Genomic DNA, 18,089 nt, shown 5'->3' with positions numbered 1-18,089 from the left:
CCCCACCGGGCGGTGGGGGGCGCAGTAGGGGAAAAGCGCTGATCAGACCTGATCAAACCGTCAGAGTGCGCGGTTTGAAAGTCGGCCGGGAGGCTTCATAAGCGGCGATGTCGCCTTCGTTCTGGAGGGTGAGACCGATGTCGTCGAGCCCGTTCAGCAGCCGCCAGCGGGCGTTCTCGTCCAGCTCGAAATCGGCGGTGACACCCGCCGCGCGGACCTGGCGGGACTCCAGGTCGACGGTGATCTCGACGGTGGGGTCGGCCTCGGTCAGCGCCCAGAGCCGGTCGACGGTCTCCTGGGGCAGAACGACGGTCAGCAGACCGTTCTTGAGCGAGTTGCCCCGGAAGATATCGGCGAACCGGGACGAGATGACGGTCTTGAAGCCGAAGTTCTGCAGTGCCCAGACGGCGTGCTCACGCGAGGAGCCCGTACCGAAGTCGGGACCCGCCACGAGCACGCTGGCCCCCTGGCGCTCGGGCAGGTTGAGCACAAAGGTCTCGTCCCTGCGCCACGCCTCGAAGAGGCCGTCCTCGAAGCCGTCGCGGGTGACCTTCTTCAGCCAGTGGGCCGGGATGATCTGGTCGGTGTCGACATTGCTGCGGCGCAGCGGTACGGCCCGCCCGGTGTGTGCGATGAAAGCTTCCATGGTTCCTCAGACTCCCGCGGGTGCGGCTGCTGCTTCGGATTCGGACAGATCGGCCGGGGAGGCCAGATGGCCCAGTACCGCGGTGGCCGCGGCGACCTGGGGCGATACCAGATGGGTCCGCCCGCCCTTGCCCTGCCTGCCCTCGAAGTTACGGTTGGAGGTGGACGCGGAGCGCTCGCCGGGAGCCAGTTGGTCGGGGTTCATCCCCAGACACATCGAACAGCCCGCGTGTCGCCATTCTGCGCCCGAGGCGGTGAAGACCTTGTCCAGACCCTCCTGAACGGCCTGGAGCGCGACCCGGACGGACCCGGGGACCACCAGCATCCGTACGCCGTCGGCGACTTTGCGGCCGTCCAGGATCGCGGCGGCGGAGCGCAGGTCCTCGATACGTCCGTTGGTGCACGAACCTACGAAGACGGTGTCGACCCTGATGTCCCGCAGCGGCTGGCCCGCGGTCAACCCCATGTACTCCAGGGCCTTTTCGGCGGCGAGCCGCTCCGAAGCGTCCTCGTACGAAGCCGGGTCGGGGACCGAGGTGGACAGGGGCGCACCCTGGCCGGGGTTGGTGCCCCAGGTGACGAACGGCGCCAGCTCCCCGGCGTCGATGAACACCTCGGCGTCGAAGACGGCGTCGTCGTCGGTCCTCAGGGTCTCCCAGTACGCGACCGCCGCGTCCCAGTCCGCGCCCTCGGGAGCGTGGTCACGGCCGCGCAGATACTCGAAGGTGGTCCGGTCGGGGGCGATCATGCCCGCGCGGGCGCCCGCCTCGATCGACATGTTGCAGATGGTCATCCGGGCCTCCATCGAGAGTTTCTCGATGGCCGAGCCGCGGTATTCCAGGATGTAGCCCTGGCCGCCGCCGGTGCCGATCCTGGCGATGATCGCCAGGATGAGGTCCTTGGCGGTCACATCGTGGGGCAGCTCGCCCTCGACGGTGATCGCCATGGTCTTGGGGCGGGCCAGCGGCAGCGTCTGGGTGGCGAGGACGTGCTCGACCTGGGAGGTGCCGATGCCGAAGGCCAGCGCGCCGAACGCGCCGTGCGTGGAGGTGTGCGAGTCGCCGCAGACCACGGTGGTCCCGGGCTGGGTCAGCCCGAGCTGCGGCCCGACGACATGGACGACGCCCTGCTCGACATCGCCGAGCGGGTGCAGCCGTACGCCGAACTCCGCGCAGTTCTTGCGCAGGGTCTCCAACTGGACGCGGGAGACCGGGTCGGCGATGGGCTTGTCGATGTCGAGGGTCGGGGTGTTGTGGTCCTCGGTGGCGATGGTGAGGTCGAGCCGGCGCACCTGGCGACCGCCCAGGCGCAGCCCGTCGAAAGCCTGGGGACTGGTCACCTCGTGCAGCAGGTGCAGATCGATGTAGAGCAGGTCGGGCTCACCATCGGCGCGCCGGACGACATGGTCGTCCCAGACCTTCTCCGCGAGTGTCCTACCCATCGCTTTCCCTCCGGCCGGCGGCGGTGCCGGCACTCCTAGAGATCTTGATTGCGGACCGGTGGTGCGCGGGCCGCCTCTACAGCCTGGCGGGTTCCCGGAAAATTTGAACTTGCGTTTCACAGTGTGAGACGCGAGTATCGTTTCATGGACAACTCTAGCGGCGTCGGCGTTCTCGACAAGGCGGCTCTGGTTCTGAGCGCACTGGAGTCCGGTCCGGCCACCCTCGCCGGGCTGGTCGCGGCGACCGGGCTCGCGCGGCCCACGGCCCACCGGCTCGCGGTGGCCCTCGAACACCACCGCATGGTGGCGAGGGACATGCAGGGCCGTTTCATCCTGGGTCCCAGGCTGGCGGAGCTGGCCGCCGCGGCGGGCGAGGACCGGCTGCTGGCCACGGCAGGCCCGGTGCTCACGCATCTGCGCGATGTGACCGGCGAGAGCGCGCAGCTCTACCGCCGCCAGGGAGACATGCGTATCTGTGTGGCGGCGGCGGAGCGGCTGTCCGGACTGCGGGACACCGTGCCGGTGGGCTCCACGCTGACGATGAAGGCCGGCTCCTCGGCCCAGATCCTGATGGCCTGGGAGGAGCCGGAGCGCCTGCACCGCGGCCTTCAGGGCGCGCGCTTCACGGCGACGGCGCTCTCGGGCGTACGGCGCAGGGGCTGGGCGCAGTCGATCGGCGAGCGCGAGCCGGGCGTGGCCTCGGTCTCCGCGCCGGTACGCGGCCCGTCGAACCGCGTGGTGGCCGCCGTTTCCGTCTCGGGGCCGATCGAGCGCCTGACCCGCCACCCGGGCCGGATGCACGCCCAGGCGGTGATCGACTCCGCCGCCCGGCTGAGCGAGGCCCTGCGCCGCAGCGGCTGACACCCGGCGGCGCGCGGGGCGCTCCCGTAAGCCCGGGGGCACTCCCGTATCCGGGGGACTCCCGCATCCCGGGGCAGAACTCCCGTATCGCATATCCCGGTTGAGCGTCCGCACGCTCGGCGAACCGGCGGCGGTACGGGGAGTCAGCGTACGGGGAGTCGGCGGTACGGAGAGTTCCGCACCCACCGGCCACGGCAACGGCACATGACTGAGCCCTCCGCATCGCTGCGAAGGGCTTCTTTCTGCTGGTACCCCCGACCGGATTCGAACCGGCGCTACTGCCTTGAGAGGGCAGCGTGCTAGGCCGCTACACAACGGGGGCGAGATCGACGAATGACCCGCTGGGCTACCAGGACTCGAACCTAGACTAAATGAACCAGAATCACTCGTGCTGCCAATTACACCATAGCCCATGGTATAGACCAGTACCCCCGACCGGATTCGAACCGGCGCTACCGCCTTGAGAGGGCGGCGTGCTAGGCCGCTACACAACGGGGGCCCTAGCGATCCCACCCGGCGGAGCCGGGTGATGTCACTGCTTGATCAACGGGTGCGACCCAGGTGACCAGCAGGATGGATCTGTACCCCCGACCGGATTCGAACCGGCGCTACTGCCTTGAGAGGGCAGCGTGCTAGGCCGCTACACAACGGGGGCGATGCAGATGAGCTCTGCGAGCTGGCCTACCAGGACTCGAACCTAGACTAACTGAACCAGAATCAGTCGTGCTGCCAATTACACCATAGGCCACCAAAACTCGACCCCCGTCAGGGGGTCTGCTTGGCTTGCGCTCCCCGGCCGGACTCTTGGGCCTTCGCGGGCTGCGCAGGAAGAACATTACCCGAAGGTGGACGGCGCTCCAAAACGGGTATCGCCCGGCAACTGACGGGTCTCGCCCCGCAACAGCCCGGGAAGCTGGTCGAGAGCGGTGATCCGGATCAGCTCCGGACGGCCCCCGGTGCCGGCCCGGTCGAGCCAGACGCCGGTGAGCCCCGCCTCGGCGGCCCCGCGCGCGTCGATGTCAGGCTCGTCACCCACGTACACCACCTCCTCGGGCGGCAGCCCCATGGCCTCGCACGCGGTGTGGAACGCCTCGGCCGCGGGCTTGGCGACCCCCAGGTCGGCCGCGCAGACGACGGTTTCGAACCGGTCGCGCACCCCCAGCACCCGCAGCTTGTGCTCCTGGACCTGGAGCGAGGAGTTGGACAGGATTCCATGGCGGTACTCCCCCGCCAGCGCGTCCAGCACGGGCACGGTGTCCGGGTAGAGGGCCCACGCGGCCTCGAAGTGGACGATATAGCGGTCGAACCACGCATCGGCCTCCTCGTCGCCCAGCTCGTCCCCGGTGAACATCCGCACCCGGTCCCGCCGCTGCCCTTCCCAGTCGGTCTCCCCCGCCGAGAACCGGGCCCAGTGCACGGCTGTGACCTCCTTCCAACGACTGAGGGCCTGGTCGGCGGAGGTGTTCCCGTCGGCCAGGCCCTCGGCCCTGAGATGGTGGAGTATCCCGGCACGGTCGGCGCCGTAATAGTCGAAAATCGTGTCGTCTACGTCCCAGAGGACCGCGCGGATCGGCATGGACCGACGGTACCCGGGGGTGTGTCCCTTTGCTGGGGGTTCGGGGGTTACCCCCCGACAAACGCAGTGTCTACGTCCCAGAGGACCGCGCGGATCGGCATGGACCGACCGTACCGGGGACGCCGGGCCCTTGCCGGGTTCCGGAGGCTACCCCCGGGTCAGCCTCGCCAGGGCCGCGTCGATGCGGGCGAGCGTCTTCTCCTCGCCCAGGATCTCCAGGGACTCGAAGAGCGGCAGACCCACCGTGCGGCCGGTGACCGCGACCCGGACCGGGGCCTGGGCCTTGCCGAGCTTGAGTCCGTGGGCCTCGCCGGCCGCGAGGACCGCCGCCTTGAGCGACTCCGGGCTCGACCAGTCGGCGCCCGCCAGCTTCTCGCGGGCCGTGGCCAGCAGCGCGTCCGACCCGTCCTTCATCGCCTTCGACCAGGACGCCTCGTCCTCGACCGGCGCCGCCAGGAAGAGGAAGTCGACATTGGCGGTGATGTCGGACAGCACGGTCAGGCGGGTCTGCGCGTACGGCGCGATCGCCTCCCAGGCGGTCTGGTCGAACGCCTCGGGCGCCCAGTTCGCGTACGGGGCCCGCAGCCACGGTCCGCACGCCTCGGTGAAGCTCTTCACATCCAGCCGGCGGATGTGGTCCGCGTTGATCGCCTCGGCCTTCTTGAGGTCGAAGCGCGCCGGGTTGGCGTTGACGTCCGCGATGTCGAACTTCTCGATGAGCTGGGCGACCGAGAAGACGTCCTCGTCGGCGGAGAACGACCAGCCGAGGAGGGAGAGGTAGTTGAGCAGCCCCTCGGGCAGGAAGCCGCGCTCCCGGTAGAGGTTCAGGGACGCCTGCGGGTCGCGCTTGGAGAGCTTCTTGTTGCCCTCGCCCATGACGTACGGGAGGTGGCCGAACGCGGGGATCTCCTTGGCGACGCCCAGGTCGATCAGCGCCTTGTACAGCGCGATCTGGCGCGGGGTGGAGGAGAGCAGGTCCTCGCCGCGCAGGACGTGGGTGATCTCCATCAGCGCGTCGTCGACCGGGTTGACCAGGGTGTAGAGCGGGGCGCCACTGGCGCGGACGATGCCGTAGTCCGGCACGTTGTCCGGGGTGAAGGTCAGCTCGCCGCGCACCAGGTCGGTGAAGACGATCGGCTCGTCGGGCATCCGGAAGCGGACGATCGCCGGGCGGCCCTCGGCCTGGTAGGCGGCGATCTGCTCAGGGGTGAGATCGCGGCAGTGACCGTCGTACCCGGAGGGGCGGCCGGCGGCGCGCGCGGCCTCGCGGCGGGCGTCCAGCTCCTCGGGCGAGCAGTAGCAGTGGTACGCGTGGCCGCCGTCCAGCAGCCGCTGGGCGATGTCCCGGTAGATGTCCATCCGCTGCGACTGGCGGTACGGCGCGTGGGGGCCTCCCACCTCAGGGCCCTCGTCCCAGTCCAGGCCGAGCCAGCGCAGCGAGTCGAGCAGCTGCTCGTAGGACTCCTCGGAGTCACGGGCCGCGTCGGTGTCCTCGATACGCAGGACCAGGGTGCCGCCGTTGTGCCGGGCGAAGGCCCAGTTGAACAGGGCGGTGCGGACCAGGCCCACATGGGGGTTTCCGGTCGGCGAGGGACAGAAACGGACGCGGACGTTCGCGTTAGCCACGCTTGATCACCTTGTTGGTGAGAGTGCCGATGCCTTGGACGGTGACGGCGACCTCGTCGCCGACGTTGAGGGGGCCGACTCCGGCCGGGGTGCCGGTGAGGATCACATCGCCCGGGAGGAGGGTCATGGCCTCGGAGATATTGACGATCAGCTCCTCGATGGAGTGGATCATCTGGCTCGTACGGCCGAGCTGGCGCTGTTCGCCGTTGACGGTGCACTGGATGGCGAGGTCGGCCGGGTCGAGATCCGTCTCCACCCAGGGGCCGAGCGGGCAGGCGGTGTCGAAGCCCTTGGCCCGGGCCCACTGCTTCTCGCGCCGCTGCACATCGCGGGCGGTGACGTCGTTGGCGCAGGTGTAGCCGAGGATGACGTCCTTGACCCGCTCGCGCGGGACCTCGCGGCACATCCGGCCGATGACCACGGCGAGTTCCGCCTCGTGGTGCAGTTCCTGCGAGAAGGACGGATAGGCGATGGCGTCGCCGGAGCCGATCACCGAGGTGGACGGCTTGAGGAAGGCGAAGGGCTCGTCGGGGACCTCATGGCCCAGCTCGGCGGCGTGCTCCGCGTAGTTGCGGCCGAACGCGACGACCTTGCTCGGGAGCACGGGCGGCAGCAGCCGGACCTTGCTCAGCGGGACCTTGGTGCCGGAGAGTGCGAAATCCGCGAACGGGACGCCCTTGATGATGTCGAGGACGAGCCCCTCGGGGGTGTCGCCCTCGACCGCGCCGAAGGCGACATTGCCGTCGATGGAGAACCTGGCGATGCGCACGGGATGCGGGTGCCCCTCTACTACTGCTGACGCTGCTGGAGTCTGACGCTCCAGGCTAACGCGGCCGGGGCCACCCGCCTCGCGCGTCCCCGTGCCCAGCGGGAGTGCCCAGCGGGAGTCCCCAGCGGGATCCGTCAGACAGACCCTAGGATGCGGGGGCGTCCACCAGGACGGTACGACGGGGGTTGGCCGTCTGGGTGGGAAGATCCAGCGAGTGCTCCGGCTGCTCGGGGGTCTGGAGCTGGTCGGCGTCCGCGAGGTGCGCGAGGGTGGTGCGCCGGGGGTTCGCTATGTTGCGGAACAACCCGAGCTTCGCAGTCTTCACCGTCTGCACCCTCTTCGTCGTGTTCATCGTTTTACTCACTGACCCTTGCTCGCTGTACAGCAGGCTGTTGATGTAAAGCGTCAGGCTAAACATCCGATTCCCGGGGAAGGGCCACGAAAAGGCAGGTACGAGGTGTGAGTTTCATCACGAGTTGACGGATAATTCGGTCATTTCGGATCAGTGATCATCTTCGGGGAATCGGACATTGACGGCTGAAGCCACCATTCCGCTCTCGATCATGACGGCGATGGCACCCCGTGCCCCCCTGCGAGCCATAGGTAAATGTCCGCTTTACCCCTGAACTCTTTCCACTCCTCGTGACTCGGCGCTCACGCCCCGTCACGCAGGTCACAGCACGGTACGCGGCTCTTGTTGGAGATCCTGCACTGTGCTGGAATTCCACGCACCGCCGCGGTTTCAGACTGGCGCGCAGGGGCGCAACGCAGCGCCGTACTGCGGTGGGAAAGGGGGAGTAGCGCCGGTCACACACGACCACCGACAGGGGCGCCCGGCGCCTCACCGACACCGACACCGTCCCGCCGTTCCGACGGAGGGGCGCCTGGTCCAGAGGTTGCGACGCTAGTGCAGGGACGTTTCAAGAGGGATGGCAGCGCTGCGGCGGAACAGGAGCCGCGCGGCGGGACCGACCATGGTTCCTCGCCCCAGCACACCCAGAGCCAGGGTCGGACAGGACCCGGCGACAGCGGTGACCATGCCGCGCGTCCCGGTGCGGCACCCCCTGGCGGCGACGGGCCCAAGGCCCCGGCCAGGCCCCGGCCTAAGGCGAAGAGCCCCACCAACACCGGGTCGCGGATCGCTCTTCGCAACTGGCGCATCAGCACCCGGCTCGTCTCCCTGCTGACCCTGCCGGTCGTCGCGGCGACCACGCTGGGCGGGCTGCGGATCAATGAGTCCCTGGAACGGATGCAGCAGCTGGAACATATGCAGCTGCTCACCGATCTGACGCAGGAGGCGACCAAGCTCGCGGTCGCGCTCCAGGAAGAGCGCGACCTCACCGCGGGTCCGATCGCCAACAACAGCAGCAGGACCGACTTCAAGGTCACCGGCCCGCGCGACGCGACCGACCGGGCGAAGAAGTCGTTCCTGGAGGCCACGCGTGAGATCCCCAACACGGACGACAACGACGCCATCGAAAGCATCCGGGAGAACGCGAACCAGATCGCGACCGAGGTCAACGCGCTGGGCAGCATCCGGCAGGACGCCTACCGGGATGACCTCCCGTCGGCGCTGACGGTCGAGAAGTACCACCGGCTGATCGAGGCGCTGCTGAGCCTGTCGGAGGACATGGCGCAGGCCACCAGCAACCCGGACATGATCAAGCGGACGCGTGCGCTGGCGGCCTTCTCGTCGGCCAAGGAGTACGCCTCCATGCAGCGCGCGATCCTCGCGGCGGCGCTGCCCGGCGGAGCCGGCTCCAAGGGCAAGGACCTCAGCGAGAACGACCGTCAGTACGGTCTGGCCGCCCTGGAGAACGGCGAGGACGAACTCAACAGCTTCGAGTCGGTCTACAGGTCCTCGGGCGGCGACGCCAAGGCGCTGACCGACCCGCTGGAGAACGGCAACCCGCTCATCGGCCAGTCCGAGGCGTACGCCAAGCGCGCCTTCAGCACCGAGACCGGCCTGGCCGGCCTGGAGAAGCGGTCCCATCTGGACTGGACGGACGACTACGGCGTCCGGATAGAGACGATGGAGACCATCGAGTCCACGCTGCTCGGCGAGATGGAGGCCAAGGCGCGTGAGCTGCGCGAGGAGTCGCAGCGCGACGCGATCATCAACGGCGCGCTGATCCTCGTCGTCCTCGGTGTCTCGCTCGTCGGCGCCTTCATCGTGGCCCGCTCCATGATCCGTTCGCTGCGCCGGCTCCAGGACACCGCCACCAAGGTCGCCCAGGACCGGCTGCCCGAGCTGGTCAAGCAGCTCTCCGAGTCGGATCCGCAGGATGTCGACACCTCCGTCGAGTCCGTCGGTGTGCACTCCCGGGACGAGATCGGCAAGGTGGCCGCGGCCTTCGACGACGTGCACCGCGAGGCGGTCCGCCTCGCCGCCGAGCAGGCGCTGCTGCGGGGCAACGTCAACGCGATGTTCACCAACCTGTCGCGGCGTTCGCAGGGTCTCATCCAGCGTCAGCTCTCGCTCATCTCCGAACTGGAGTCCCGCGAGGCCGACCCGGACCAGCTGTCCTCCCTCTTCAAGCTGGACCACCTCGCGACCCGTATGCGCCGGAACGGCGAGAACCTCCTCGTCCTCGCGGGCGAGGAGCCGGGCCGCCGCTGGACGCGTCCGGTCCCGCTGGTCGACGTCCTGCGGGCCGCCGCGTCCGAGGTGGAGCAGTACGAGCGCATCGAGCTGGCCGCCGTCCCGGTGACGGAGGTCGCAGGGCGGGTCGTCAACGACCTGGTGCACCTGCTGGCCGAGCTGCTGGAGAACGCGACGTCGTTCTCGTCCCCGCAGACCAAGGTCCGGGTCACCGGTCATGCCCTGCCCGACGGGCGGGTGCTGGTCGAGATCCACGACACCGGTATCGGCCTCTCCCCCGAGGACCTCGCCGCGATCAACGAGCGGCTGGCGTCGCCGCCGACCGTGGATGTCTCGGTCTCCCGCCGGATGGGTCTGTTCGTGGTCGGCCGGCTGTCCCTGCGGCACGGCATCCGGATCCAGCTGCGGCCCTCCGACTCCGGTGGTACGACCGCGCTGGTCATGCTGCCCGTCGATGTCGCCCACGGCGGCAAGCGGATTCCGCCGGCGAACGGTACGGGCGCCCAGGGCTCGGTTCCCCCGCCGTCCGGCGCCGGGGCCGTCTCCGGCCGCCCGGGAGGCACGCCCCTCGGTGGCGGCGACAGCGGAAGCCGTCCCGGTCTGGCCGGCCCCGGCTCGGGCGGTCCCGGCTCAGGCGGTTCCGGTTCCGGCTCACGCGGCCCTGGTTCCGGCGGCCCGGGGGGTCCCGTCGGCTCGCCTCCGCGCGGTCCGGTCGGCGCGGGAGCGGGCGCGGCACAGCGTGCCGCACTCCCGAGCCGCGACGGCGGCCAGGGACAGAAGCAGGGCGCTGACCAGGGCCCCGGCCAGGGCAAGGGCCGGACGCAGGCCAGGCAGGGCGGTCTCGCCGGTGCCTTCGGCGCCGCGAGCGGTCGCGGCGGCCGGCCCGCCGCACCCCCGCGCGAACCCCGCTCCGACAGCGGCAAGCAGCTCCCTCCGCCCGGCGCGGCCGGGCCGCGTGCCGAGCTGCCCGGTGGCGCCCCGCAGCGTCCGGGAACCACCAGCTGGGGCACGGACAAGCCGCCCGCCCGCCCGCCGCGTCCGGCCGACGCGCCGCGCGGCCACGAGGACGGCGACACCTCGCGCGGACCGGGTGCGACGGCGGAGTTCGCCCGCCCGGACTTCAGCGGACCGCCGCCGCAGCAGCGCGGTGTGATGGACGAGTTCCCGATGCCCGACTTCGGCGCCGCCCGCGCCGAGGGGTACGGGGGTCCGCCGCAGCGCGGTGCCGGTGCCGGTGCCGGTGTTCCCAGTGGGCAGTTCGTCCGCCCGGATGTCTTCGGCCCGCCCGCTCCGGCCTCGCCGCCGCCCCCGCAGCAGCCGGGGCAGTTCGCCCAGCCGCGCAACGGCTCGCAGGACCCGGCGTCGACCGGTCAGTTCCCCCGGCCCGACCTCGGGGCGCCCAGGAGCCAGGACCCGGCAGCCACGGGCCAGTTCCCCCGGCCCGACGCCGCGCCCCCGCAGCACCAGGACCCGGCCTCGACCGGCCAGTTCCCCCGGTCCGACCTCGGGGCGCCGCAGCCGCCGCCCCCGGGTCAGGCCCCCGCGCCGCGTGGCTACGACGGCCGCGCCACCACGGAGGGCGCGAGCGGCGCGGACCACGCGCAGCGACCCCCCGCCCTGCCGCCGCAGCCGCAGCCCGAGGCACTGCCGCCCGCGGCCGGCCCGGGCGACGGCCGTACCCCGCTGTACGACACGCTGGAGACGGACTGGTTCCACACCCAGGGCAGGGGCGCCTCGGGCGGGCCGGACGAGCGGGATGCCGCGCGGACGCCGTCACCCGACGCGTCACGGCAGCCCGATGAGCGCCCGCACCCGCCGATGCCGCAGCGTTCGCCCTCGGCTCCCCAGGGCCGGCCGGGCACCAACGGCAACGGCTGGCGCACCTCCCCCAATGACGAGCTGGTACGCCAGGCCGAGCGGGTCCGCAAACCCGCTGCGGGCGGGGTCACCACCTCAGGTCTCCCACGCCGGGTTCCGCGGGCCAATCTGGTCGCGGGCACGGCGCAGGAGCAGAGCACTCAGAGTGGTCCGCAGGTTTCGCGAGCGCCTGATGACGTGCGCGGACGGCTGACCAACCTTCGCCGGGGTATCCAGCAGGGCCGTCAGCAGAACAGCTCGACGACCGGCAGCTTCGACCTCGGCCCCTCTTACCCGCAGGAGCGATAGTTGAGCCCGATGAGCCAGGCGGCGCAGAATCTGAACTGGTTGATCACCAACTTCGTGGACAACACCCCAGGGGTGTCCCACACGGTGGTGGTCTCCGCCGACGGACTCCTGCTGGCCATGTCCGAAGGATTCCCACGCGATCGAGCCGATCAGCTGGCCGCGGTGGCGTCCGGTCTGACATCGCTGACAGCGGGGGCCTCCCGGATCTTCGAGGGCGGTCCGGTCAGCCAGACCGTAGTGGAGATGGAACGCGGCTTCCTCTTCCTGATGTCCGTATCCGACGGTTCGTCGCTGGCCGTACTCGCACATCCCGAGTGCGACATCGGCCTCGTCGGCTATGAGATGGCCCTGCTGGTCGATCGCGCCGGCAGCGTTCTCACCCCGGATCTCCGCGCCGAACTCCAGGGAAGTCTCTTGCATTGATTCCTTTGCCCTTGCCCCCCGCCGTTTATCTCAGATAGCGCGCCATCGCGCCGTCACCGTCAGGTCAGGTCGCGTAACCGGCCCCCCACCGGCCCGCTCAGACGGCACGCCGACCACTTGCTGTCCCGCCCGGAGGACTCATGACCCCGCCAACTCCCTCTCACGATCCGTACGGCGCCCACGCCGATGCCTACGGTTTCGAGGGCGACCAGCCGCTGGTGCGTCCGTACGCCATGACAGGTGGACGGACCCGGCCGCGCTACCAGCTCGCGATAGAGGCGCTGGTCAGTACGACCGCCGATCCGGCGCTCCTCGCCGGGCTGCTCCCCGAACACCAGCGGATCTGCCATCTGTGCCGCGAGGTCAAGTCGGTGGCCGAGGTGTCGGCCCTGCTGTCCATGCCACTGGGGGTGGCCCGCATCCTGGTGGCCGACCTGGCCGAGGCGGGCATGGTGGCGATCCACCAGCCGGGCAACGGAGACGCCAGCGGAGCGCCGGATGTGACACTGCTCGAAAGGGTGCTCAGTGGACTTCGAAAGCTCTAGCGGCGGTGCGGCCCGCTCGACCACCAGCGCGAAGATCGTGGTGGCGGGCGGGTTCGGCGTGGGCAAGACCACGTTCGTCGGCGCTGTCTCGGAGATCAACCCGCTGCGTACCGAGGCCGTGATGACATCCGCGTCAGCGGGCATCGACGACCTCACCCACACCGGGGACAAGACCACCACCACGGTCGCCATGGACTTCGGCCGCATCACCCTCGACCAGGACCTCATCCTCTACCTGTTCGGCACCCCAGGACAGGACCGCTTCTGGTTCATGTGGGACGACCTCGTACGCGGCGCCATCGGCGCCGTCGTCCTCGTCGACACCCGACGCCTCGCCGACTGCTTCCCCGCCGTCGACTACTTCGAAAACAGCGGACTCCCCTTCGTCATCGCCCTCAACGGCTTCGACGGACACCAGCCCTACAACCCCGAAGAAGTCCGCGAAGCCCTCCAGATCGGCCCCGACACCCCCATCATCACCACCGACGCCCGCCACCGCGCCGACGCCAAAAGCGCCCTCATCACCCTCGTCGAACACGCCCTCATGGCACGACTCAAGTAGACGGCTCAGGTAGCCGACTCAAGTAGACATCGACATACGGCAGTTGTCGTAGTTACATATGGGCGGACTGTGTCCTTTGACACGGTCCGCCCCAGTGTTCATAACGTTTCGACAGAGAATTGAAGCCGTCCGGACACCCGATGCGTACGACTCGTGCCACTGTGCTCATCTTTCGCTCGCCTTTTGAAGGGGCTCGCTCTTTATGCCCGTTTTATCTGCGACCCTCACCACGCGGAATGGCTGATTCCAACTGTTTGGAACGGGCCCACCCCGCATGCTGAAATTCAACGAACTCTTGAGTAGTACGGCTCTGAACGAATCACGGCACAGCACAGGTGCCGACGCCGAGAGGTTGTTGGTCGAGTGAGGCGAAGCATGACGAGCTCCGCGGAACAGCAGGCACGGGGCAACTTCACCCCGCCGCCGCGCGCGGCGGTGTCGCCTGCGCCGGAGCCGGGGCCACCGCCCCCACCAGCAGGCGACCGCGGCGGAGGCAGCCGGCTGTCCCCGCGCAACTGGCGCGTGACGACCCGGCTGAACGCGATACTCCTCATCCCCGTGATCGTCGGCCTGGTCATGGGCGGTTTCCAGGTCAAGGGGTCCATCGACACCTGGAGCGAGGCCCAGGACGCCGAGAAGACGGCCCGGATCGTGCGCGCCGCGGCCGAGTACGGCCAGGCGCTGCTCAATGAGCGCGACCTCACCGCCGAACCCCTGCTCAACGCCACCACCCCCGAGGCCCGTGCCGCCTCGGACGTGAAGAAGGCGTACGCCGCCACCGACGCGGCGAAGAAGGGGTTCGACCAGGCCGTCCGGGACCTGCCGCCCGGTCAGGGCCTGGAGCGGCGGCTGCGCCTCTTCCGCGAGGAGGAGCCCGGACTCAAGAAGCTGCGCCTCGCCGCGTACACCACCAGCCTGGACCCGGTGGCCACCGAAGAGGGCTATGTCAAGGTCCAGCACTCGCTCATGGAGTTCTCCAATGAGCTGGGCCTCGGCACCGGGAACGTCACCAGTTACGGCCGCATGGTCTATGCCATCCAGCTCTCCAAGGCCGCGGTGTCCCTCCAGCGCTCCATAGGGACGCACCTCCTGGTGCGCCCGAGCGAGAAGCGGGCTGTCTTCGCCAAACAGACCGTGGCCTTCAACTCGTACAACTATCTGGAACAGATCGCCATCGCCGAGTTCGTCTCCGGCGGCAACCAGGCCGACACGGACAAGCTCCAGTCGGTCATGGCGGACAAGGCGGCGGCCACCGACAAGAAGTTCCAGGAGGCCGGTCTCACCCCGCCCAAGGCGGACAACTCCGTCTTCAGCGGGATGGCACAGCGGATCGGCTCCGGTGCCAAGCCCGCGGAACTCCGCAAGGACGACATCAACGCCGACACCTGGATGGCCGCCGCCACCAGCCGGTTCGACGGCTACTCGGAGATCGAGCGCGAGCTTGTCGACCGGGCCGTGAACGAGGCGTCCTCGATCGCATCCGACGCCCGGCGCGACGCCATCGTCAACGGCCTGATCACCGTGGTCGCGCTGCTCGCGGCGTTCATCCTGGCCGGCGCCGTGGCCCGCCAGATGAGCCGCTCCATGCAGCGGCTGCGCACCGCCGCCTTCGCCGTCGCCGAGCAGCGGCTGCCGATGCTGGTCGACCAGCTCTCCCGTACGGAACCGGGCCGTGTCGACACCAGGGTGGAACCCATCCCGGTCGACAGCCGGGACGAGATCGGCGAGGTCGCCCGGGCCTTCGACCAGGTCCACCGCGAGGCCGTCCGGCTCGCGGCCGAGCAGGCCATGCTCCGGGGCAACGTCAACGCGATCTTCACCAATCTCTCGCGCCGCAACCAGTCGCTGATCGAGGGCACGCTGACCCTGCTCAGCGATCTGGAGAACAACGAGGCCGACCCCGACCAGCTCGCCTCCCTCTTCAAGCTGGACCATCTCGCGACCCGGATGCGCCGGAACGGCGAGAACCTCCTCGTCCTCGCGGGCGAGGACCCCGGCCGCCGGCTGAACCAGCCCGTACCGCTGGTGGACGTCCTGCGCGCCGCCTCGTCCGAGGTCGAGTCGTACGAGCGCATCGAACTGACCGGGGTCCCGGAGTCGGACATCCACGGCGAGGCCGTCACCGACCTGGTGCATCTGCTCGCCGAACTGCTGGAGAACGCGACGACGTTCTCCTCGCCGCAGACCAAGGTCCGGGTCACGGCCACCCGGCTGCCCGACGGCCGGGTCATGATCGAGATCCATGACAAGGGCATCGGCCTGACCGCCGACGACTTCGCGGCCATCAACCACAAGCTGGCCAACCCGCCGACCGTGGACGCCGCGGTCTCCCAGCGCATGGGGCTCTTCGTGGTCGGCCGGCTCGCCGACCGCCACAGCATCCGGGTCCAGCTGCGCCCCTCGGGCGAGCAGGCCGGCACCACCTCGCTGGTCATGCTGCCGGAGGCCATCACACACGGCGGCGGCGGGGAGCCGCCCCGGAGCGACCTCACCGACCACACCGACTTCACGGTCTCGCAGATCGTCCCGGAGCCGCAGGAGAGCGCCGAACAGCAGTACAGCGCCCCGCAGGAGTCGTACGAGCTGTCCCGCGAGCCCTACCCGTCCGCCCCGATGCTCACCGCGGCGGACCTGGGCTTCGACGACTCCCGGTACGAGACGGTGGAACCCACCCCACAGCTCTCCCACCGCTCGCTGAAGCGCGACGAGCGCCGGGCGGCGCTGGAGGCCCAGGCCCGGAACCTCGAAACGGGGGACCGACCGGCCGATGGCCCCCTCACCGAGGACGAGCGGCAGCAGGGGTACGCACCGGAGCGGGAACAGGGATACGTACCGGAGCGGCAGCAGGGATACGCCCCCGGGCCGGAGCAGGCATACGCGTCCGAGCCGGAGCAGCAGGGCCGGGCGCAGCAGGAGTACGCCGCCGAGTACGGACAGGGCTTCCCGGGCGGGGACTTCGCGCGGGAGCCCTCCCCGGGGGCATTCCCCGGTGGTCCGGCCACCGATGGCTACGCCGAGTCGGCGGGAACCCCCCAGGGGCATATCGAGCCGTCATATGCGGAGGCGGCCTATCAGGCGCAGGAGACCAATGATCCGCAGTACGGCGGACCGTTCGAGTCCCGGCCCCACCTGGGCGACTGGACCGATCAGACCTCTTATCCGAATGCCTTCGAGCCGCAGTACCGACCAGAAGCGGAGTCCGGCCCATCTGTCGCTGACGCCCCCACGAGCGGTCCTGAGCGCGTAGGCTTCGACCGTCCGGGACCCTCTTCGAGCAGCGGTCATGAGCTGACCGAGGCCGGTCTGCCACGGCGCGGTCGCCCGCAGCAGCCGCAGCCCGCGCAGCAGCCTCAGCCGCAGTGGCAGCCGCCCGGGGACCAGGCCCCACAAGCGCCGCAGAGCGCTCAGCCCGAGGCGGACGGCGGTGACGATCGCGCCGAATCGCCCAAGGACTGGCGCTCGACCAACGACGAACGCTGGCAGCGGGCGGAGAAGCTCCGCGAGCCGAAGGCGGGCGGAGTGACCTCCTCCGGCCTTCCGCGGCGGGTGCCCAAGGCCAACCTCATCGAGGGCACCGCGGAGCAGACACCGCAGCGGGGTCCCCAGATCTCGCGCGCCCCGGAGGACGTCCGCGGCAGGCTGAGCAACCTGCGCCGCGGTGTCCAGCAGGGGCGCAGTGCGGGAGCGGACACGAACGGACCGGCCACTTATGATCAAAACGGTGGCCCGGGCAGTACCTACAACCAGGAGCGTTAGTGTGAGCCCGATGAGCCAGGCGGCGCAGAATCTGAACTGGTTGATCACCAACTTCGTGGACAACACCCCCGGGGTGTCCCACACGGTGGTGGTCTCCGCCGACGGACTCCTGCTGGCGATGTCCGAGGGGTTCCCGCGCGATCGCGCCGATCAGCTGGCGGCTGTCGCCTCCGGTCTGACATCGCTGACCGCGGGCGCCTCCCGGATCTTCGAGGGCGGTGCGGTCAACCAGACCGTCGTGGAGATGGAACGGGGCTTTCTCTTCATCATGTCCATCTCCGACGGCTCCTCACTGGCCGTGCTCGCGCACCCCGAGGCCGACATCGGCCTGGTGGGGTATGAGATGGCCCTGCTGGTGGACCGGGCCGGAAATGTCCTGACTCCCGATCTGCGCGCGGAACTTCAGGGGAGTCTTCTCAACTAACTGGCAGACAGTGCGTTTCGCGCCATCGCACCATAGGGTGCGGTGGCGCGGCTCCGCAGAGACAGGAACCGGCTACTGACAGTCGGAGGAGGAAACGTGACAACACCACCAGGCGGACGCCCCTATGGCGGCGGTTCTCACCGGATGCCGGACGACCACGCCCAGAACCGCGACTTTCCTTCGACTCCAGGCAGGCACGGCGCTCAGCGGCCCTACCAGCAGCCAGGGCCCCAGTCGCCCTATGCCGCATCGTATGAACAGCAGTACGACTCTTATGACAGGTATCACCAATCCCGGCGGGCCCATGAGCCGCCGGGCCCACCGGCGCACAACCCGTTGGTGCGTCCGTACGCCATGACCGGCGGCCGGACCCGGCCGCGCTACCAGCTCGCCATCGAGGCACTGGTCAGCACCACGGCAGATCCGATGAAGCTGCACGGGCAGTTGCCCGAGCACCAGCGGATCTGCCGGTTGTGTTTCGAGATCAAGTCGGTCGCGGAGATCTCGGCACTTCTCTCCATTCCCCTCGGCGTCGCCCGGATCCTCGTCGCCGATCTGGCGGAGGCCGGCCTCGTCGCCATCCACCAGCCCGGCGGCGACGAGGCCGCCGGCGGTCAGCCAGATGTGACACTGCTCGAAAGGGTGCTCAGTGGACTTCGAAAGCTCTAGCGGCGGTGCAGCCCGCTCCACGAC

At 69.6% G+C, this 18,089-nt stretch carries 14 protein-coding genes and 5 tRNA genes; 8 read left to right on the top strand and 11 right to left on the bottom strand.

Annotation, left to right across the window (positions count from 1 at the left end):
• Positions 1–52: 52 nt before the first annotated feature.
• A complete protein-coding gene (gene leuD / locus ACWF94_RS11180) occupies positions 53–646 on the bottom strand; it encodes a 3-isopropylmalate dehydratase small subunit (protein ID WP_453487005.1) in 594 nt (197 codons plus the stop codon).
• 6 nt (positions 647–652) lie between these two features.
• Positions 653–2,086, bottom strand: coding sequence for a 3-isopropylmalate dehydratase large subunit (leuC, locus tag ACWF94_RS11175; protein WP_453487002.1), 1,434 nt, complete (start codon positions 2,084–2,086; stop codon positions 653–655).
• A gap of 144 nt (positions 2,087–2,230) precedes the next feature.
• On the opposite strand from leuC, the gene ndgR reads away from it, so the two are divergent.
• Entirely contained in the window at positions 2,231–2,947 is a 717-nt protein-coding gene (ndgR, locus tag ACWF94_RS11170) for an IclR family transcriptional regulator NdgR (RefSeq protein ID WP_256522827.1), read from the top strand.
• Positions 2,948–3,193: 246 nt separating this feature from the next.
• On the opposite strand, the gene ACWF94_RS11165 is transcribed toward ndgR, so the two are convergent.
• The 9 genes from ACWF94_RS11165 to ACWF94_RS11125 form a co-directional block, all read right to left on the bottom strand.
• Positions 3,194–3,269: transfer RNA gene (locus tag ACWF94_RS11165), tRNA-Glu, on the bottom strand.
• 19 nt (positions 3,270–3,288) lie between these two features.
• A tRNA-Gln gene (locus ACWF94_RS11160) sits at positions 3,289–3,360 on the bottom strand.
• 13 nt (positions 3,361–3,373) lie between these two features.
• A tRNA-Glu gene (locus tag ACWF94_RS11155) sits at positions 3,374–3,446 on the bottom strand.
• An 83-nt stretch (positions 3,447–3,529) separates the two neighbouring features.
• A tRNA-Glu gene (locus ACWF94_RS11150) sits at positions 3,530–3,602 on the bottom strand.
• Between the two features lie 21 nt (positions 3,603–3,623).
• A tRNA-Gln gene (locus ACWF94_RS11145) sits at positions 3,624–3,695 on the bottom strand.
• Between the two features lie 87 nt (positions 3,696–3,782).
• Complete coding sequence (locus tag ACWF94_RS11140; protein WP_453486999.1) at positions 3,783–4,523, bottom strand: HAD family hydrolase; 741 nt, start codon at positions 4,521–4,523, stop codon at positions 3,783–3,785.
• Between the two features lie 147 nt (positions 4,524–4,670).
• A complete protein-coding gene (gene gltX, locus ACWF94_RS11135) occupies positions 4,671–6,149 on the bottom strand; it encodes a glutamate--tRNA ligase (RefSeq protein WP_453486996.1) in 1,479 nt (492 codons plus the stop codon).
• Positions 6,142–6,918 (bottom strand): fumarylacetoacetate hydrolase family protein, encoded by a 777-nt coding sequence (locus ACWF94_RS11130; protein WP_453486993.1) that lies wholly within the window; start codon positions 6,916–6,918, stop codon positions 6,142–6,144. The genes gltX and ACWF94_RS11130 overlap by 8 nt, the downstream gene beginning before the upstream one ends.
• A 145-nt stretch (positions 6,919–7,063) precedes the next feature.
• Positions 7,064–7,270 carry a hypothetical protein gene (locus ACWF94_RS11125; RefSeq protein WP_453487009.1) on the bottom strand — a complete coding sequence of 69 codons (207 nt, stop codon included), beginning with the start codon at positions 7,268–7,270 and terminating at the stop codon, positions 7,064–7,066.
• A 555-nt stretch (positions 7,271–7,825) separates the two neighbouring features.
• Here ACWF94_RS11125 and ACWF94_RS11120 point away from each other — a divergent pair.
• The 7 genes from ACWF94_RS11120 (at position 7,826) to ACWF94_RS11090 (ending at position 18,065) form a co-directional block, all read left to right on the top strand.
• On the top strand, positions 7,826–11,686 hold the full coding sequence (locus ACWF94_RS11120) for a sensor histidine kinase (protein WP_453486991.1): 3,861 nt from the start codon (positions 7,826–7,828) through the stop codon (positions 11,684–11,686).
• A gap of 9 nt (positions 11,687–11,695) precedes the next feature.
• Positions 11,696–12,109 carry a roadblock/LC7 domain-containing protein gene (locus ACWF94_RS11115; RefSeq protein ID WP_142214992.1) on the top strand — a complete coding sequence of 138 codons (414 nt, stop codon included), beginning with the start codon at positions 11,696–11,698 and terminating at the stop codon, positions 12,107–12,109.
• Positions 12,110–12,249: 140 nt separating this feature from the next.
• The gene (locus ACWF94_RS11110) at positions 12,250–12,654 is read left to right on the top strand and encodes a DUF742 domain-containing protein (RefSeq protein ID WP_453486989.1); all 405 of its coding nucleotides are present in this window, start codon (positions 12,250–12,252) and stop codon (positions 12,652–12,654) included.
• Entirely contained in the window at positions 12,635–13,216 is a 582-nt protein-coding gene (locus tag ACWF94_RS11105) for a GTP-binding protein (protein ID WP_451705121.1), read from the top strand. Before ACWF94_RS11110 ends, ACWF94_RS11105 begins: the two co-directional genes overlap by 20 nt.
• Positions 13,217–13,579: 363 nt before the next feature.
• Entirely contained in the window at positions 13,580–16,972 is a 3,393-nt protein-coding gene (locus tag ACWF94_RS11100; RefSeq protein WP_453486987.1) for a nitrate- and nitrite sensing domain-containing protein, read from the top strand.
• Positions 16,973–16,982: 10 nt separating this feature from the next.
• Positions 16,983–17,396 (top strand): roadblock/LC7 domain-containing protein, encoded by a 414-nt coding sequence (locus ACWF94_RS11095; protein WP_009997645.1) that lies wholly within the window; start codon positions 16,983–16,985, stop codon positions 17,394–17,396.
• A gap of 96 nt (positions 17,397–17,492) precedes the next feature.
• Positions 17,493–18,065 (top strand): DUF742 domain-containing protein, encoded by a 573-nt coding sequence (locus ACWF94_RS11090; RefSeq protein ID WP_453486985.1) that lies wholly within the window; start codon positions 17,493–17,495, stop codon positions 18,063–18,065.
• Positions 18,066–18,089: the final 24 nt, after the last annotated feature.

Source organism: Streptomyces sp. NPDC055078, from assembly GCF_053607985.1.
Note: the sequence above shows the minus strand (reverse complement) of the source record. Positions and strands in the feature narration are given on the sequence as shown.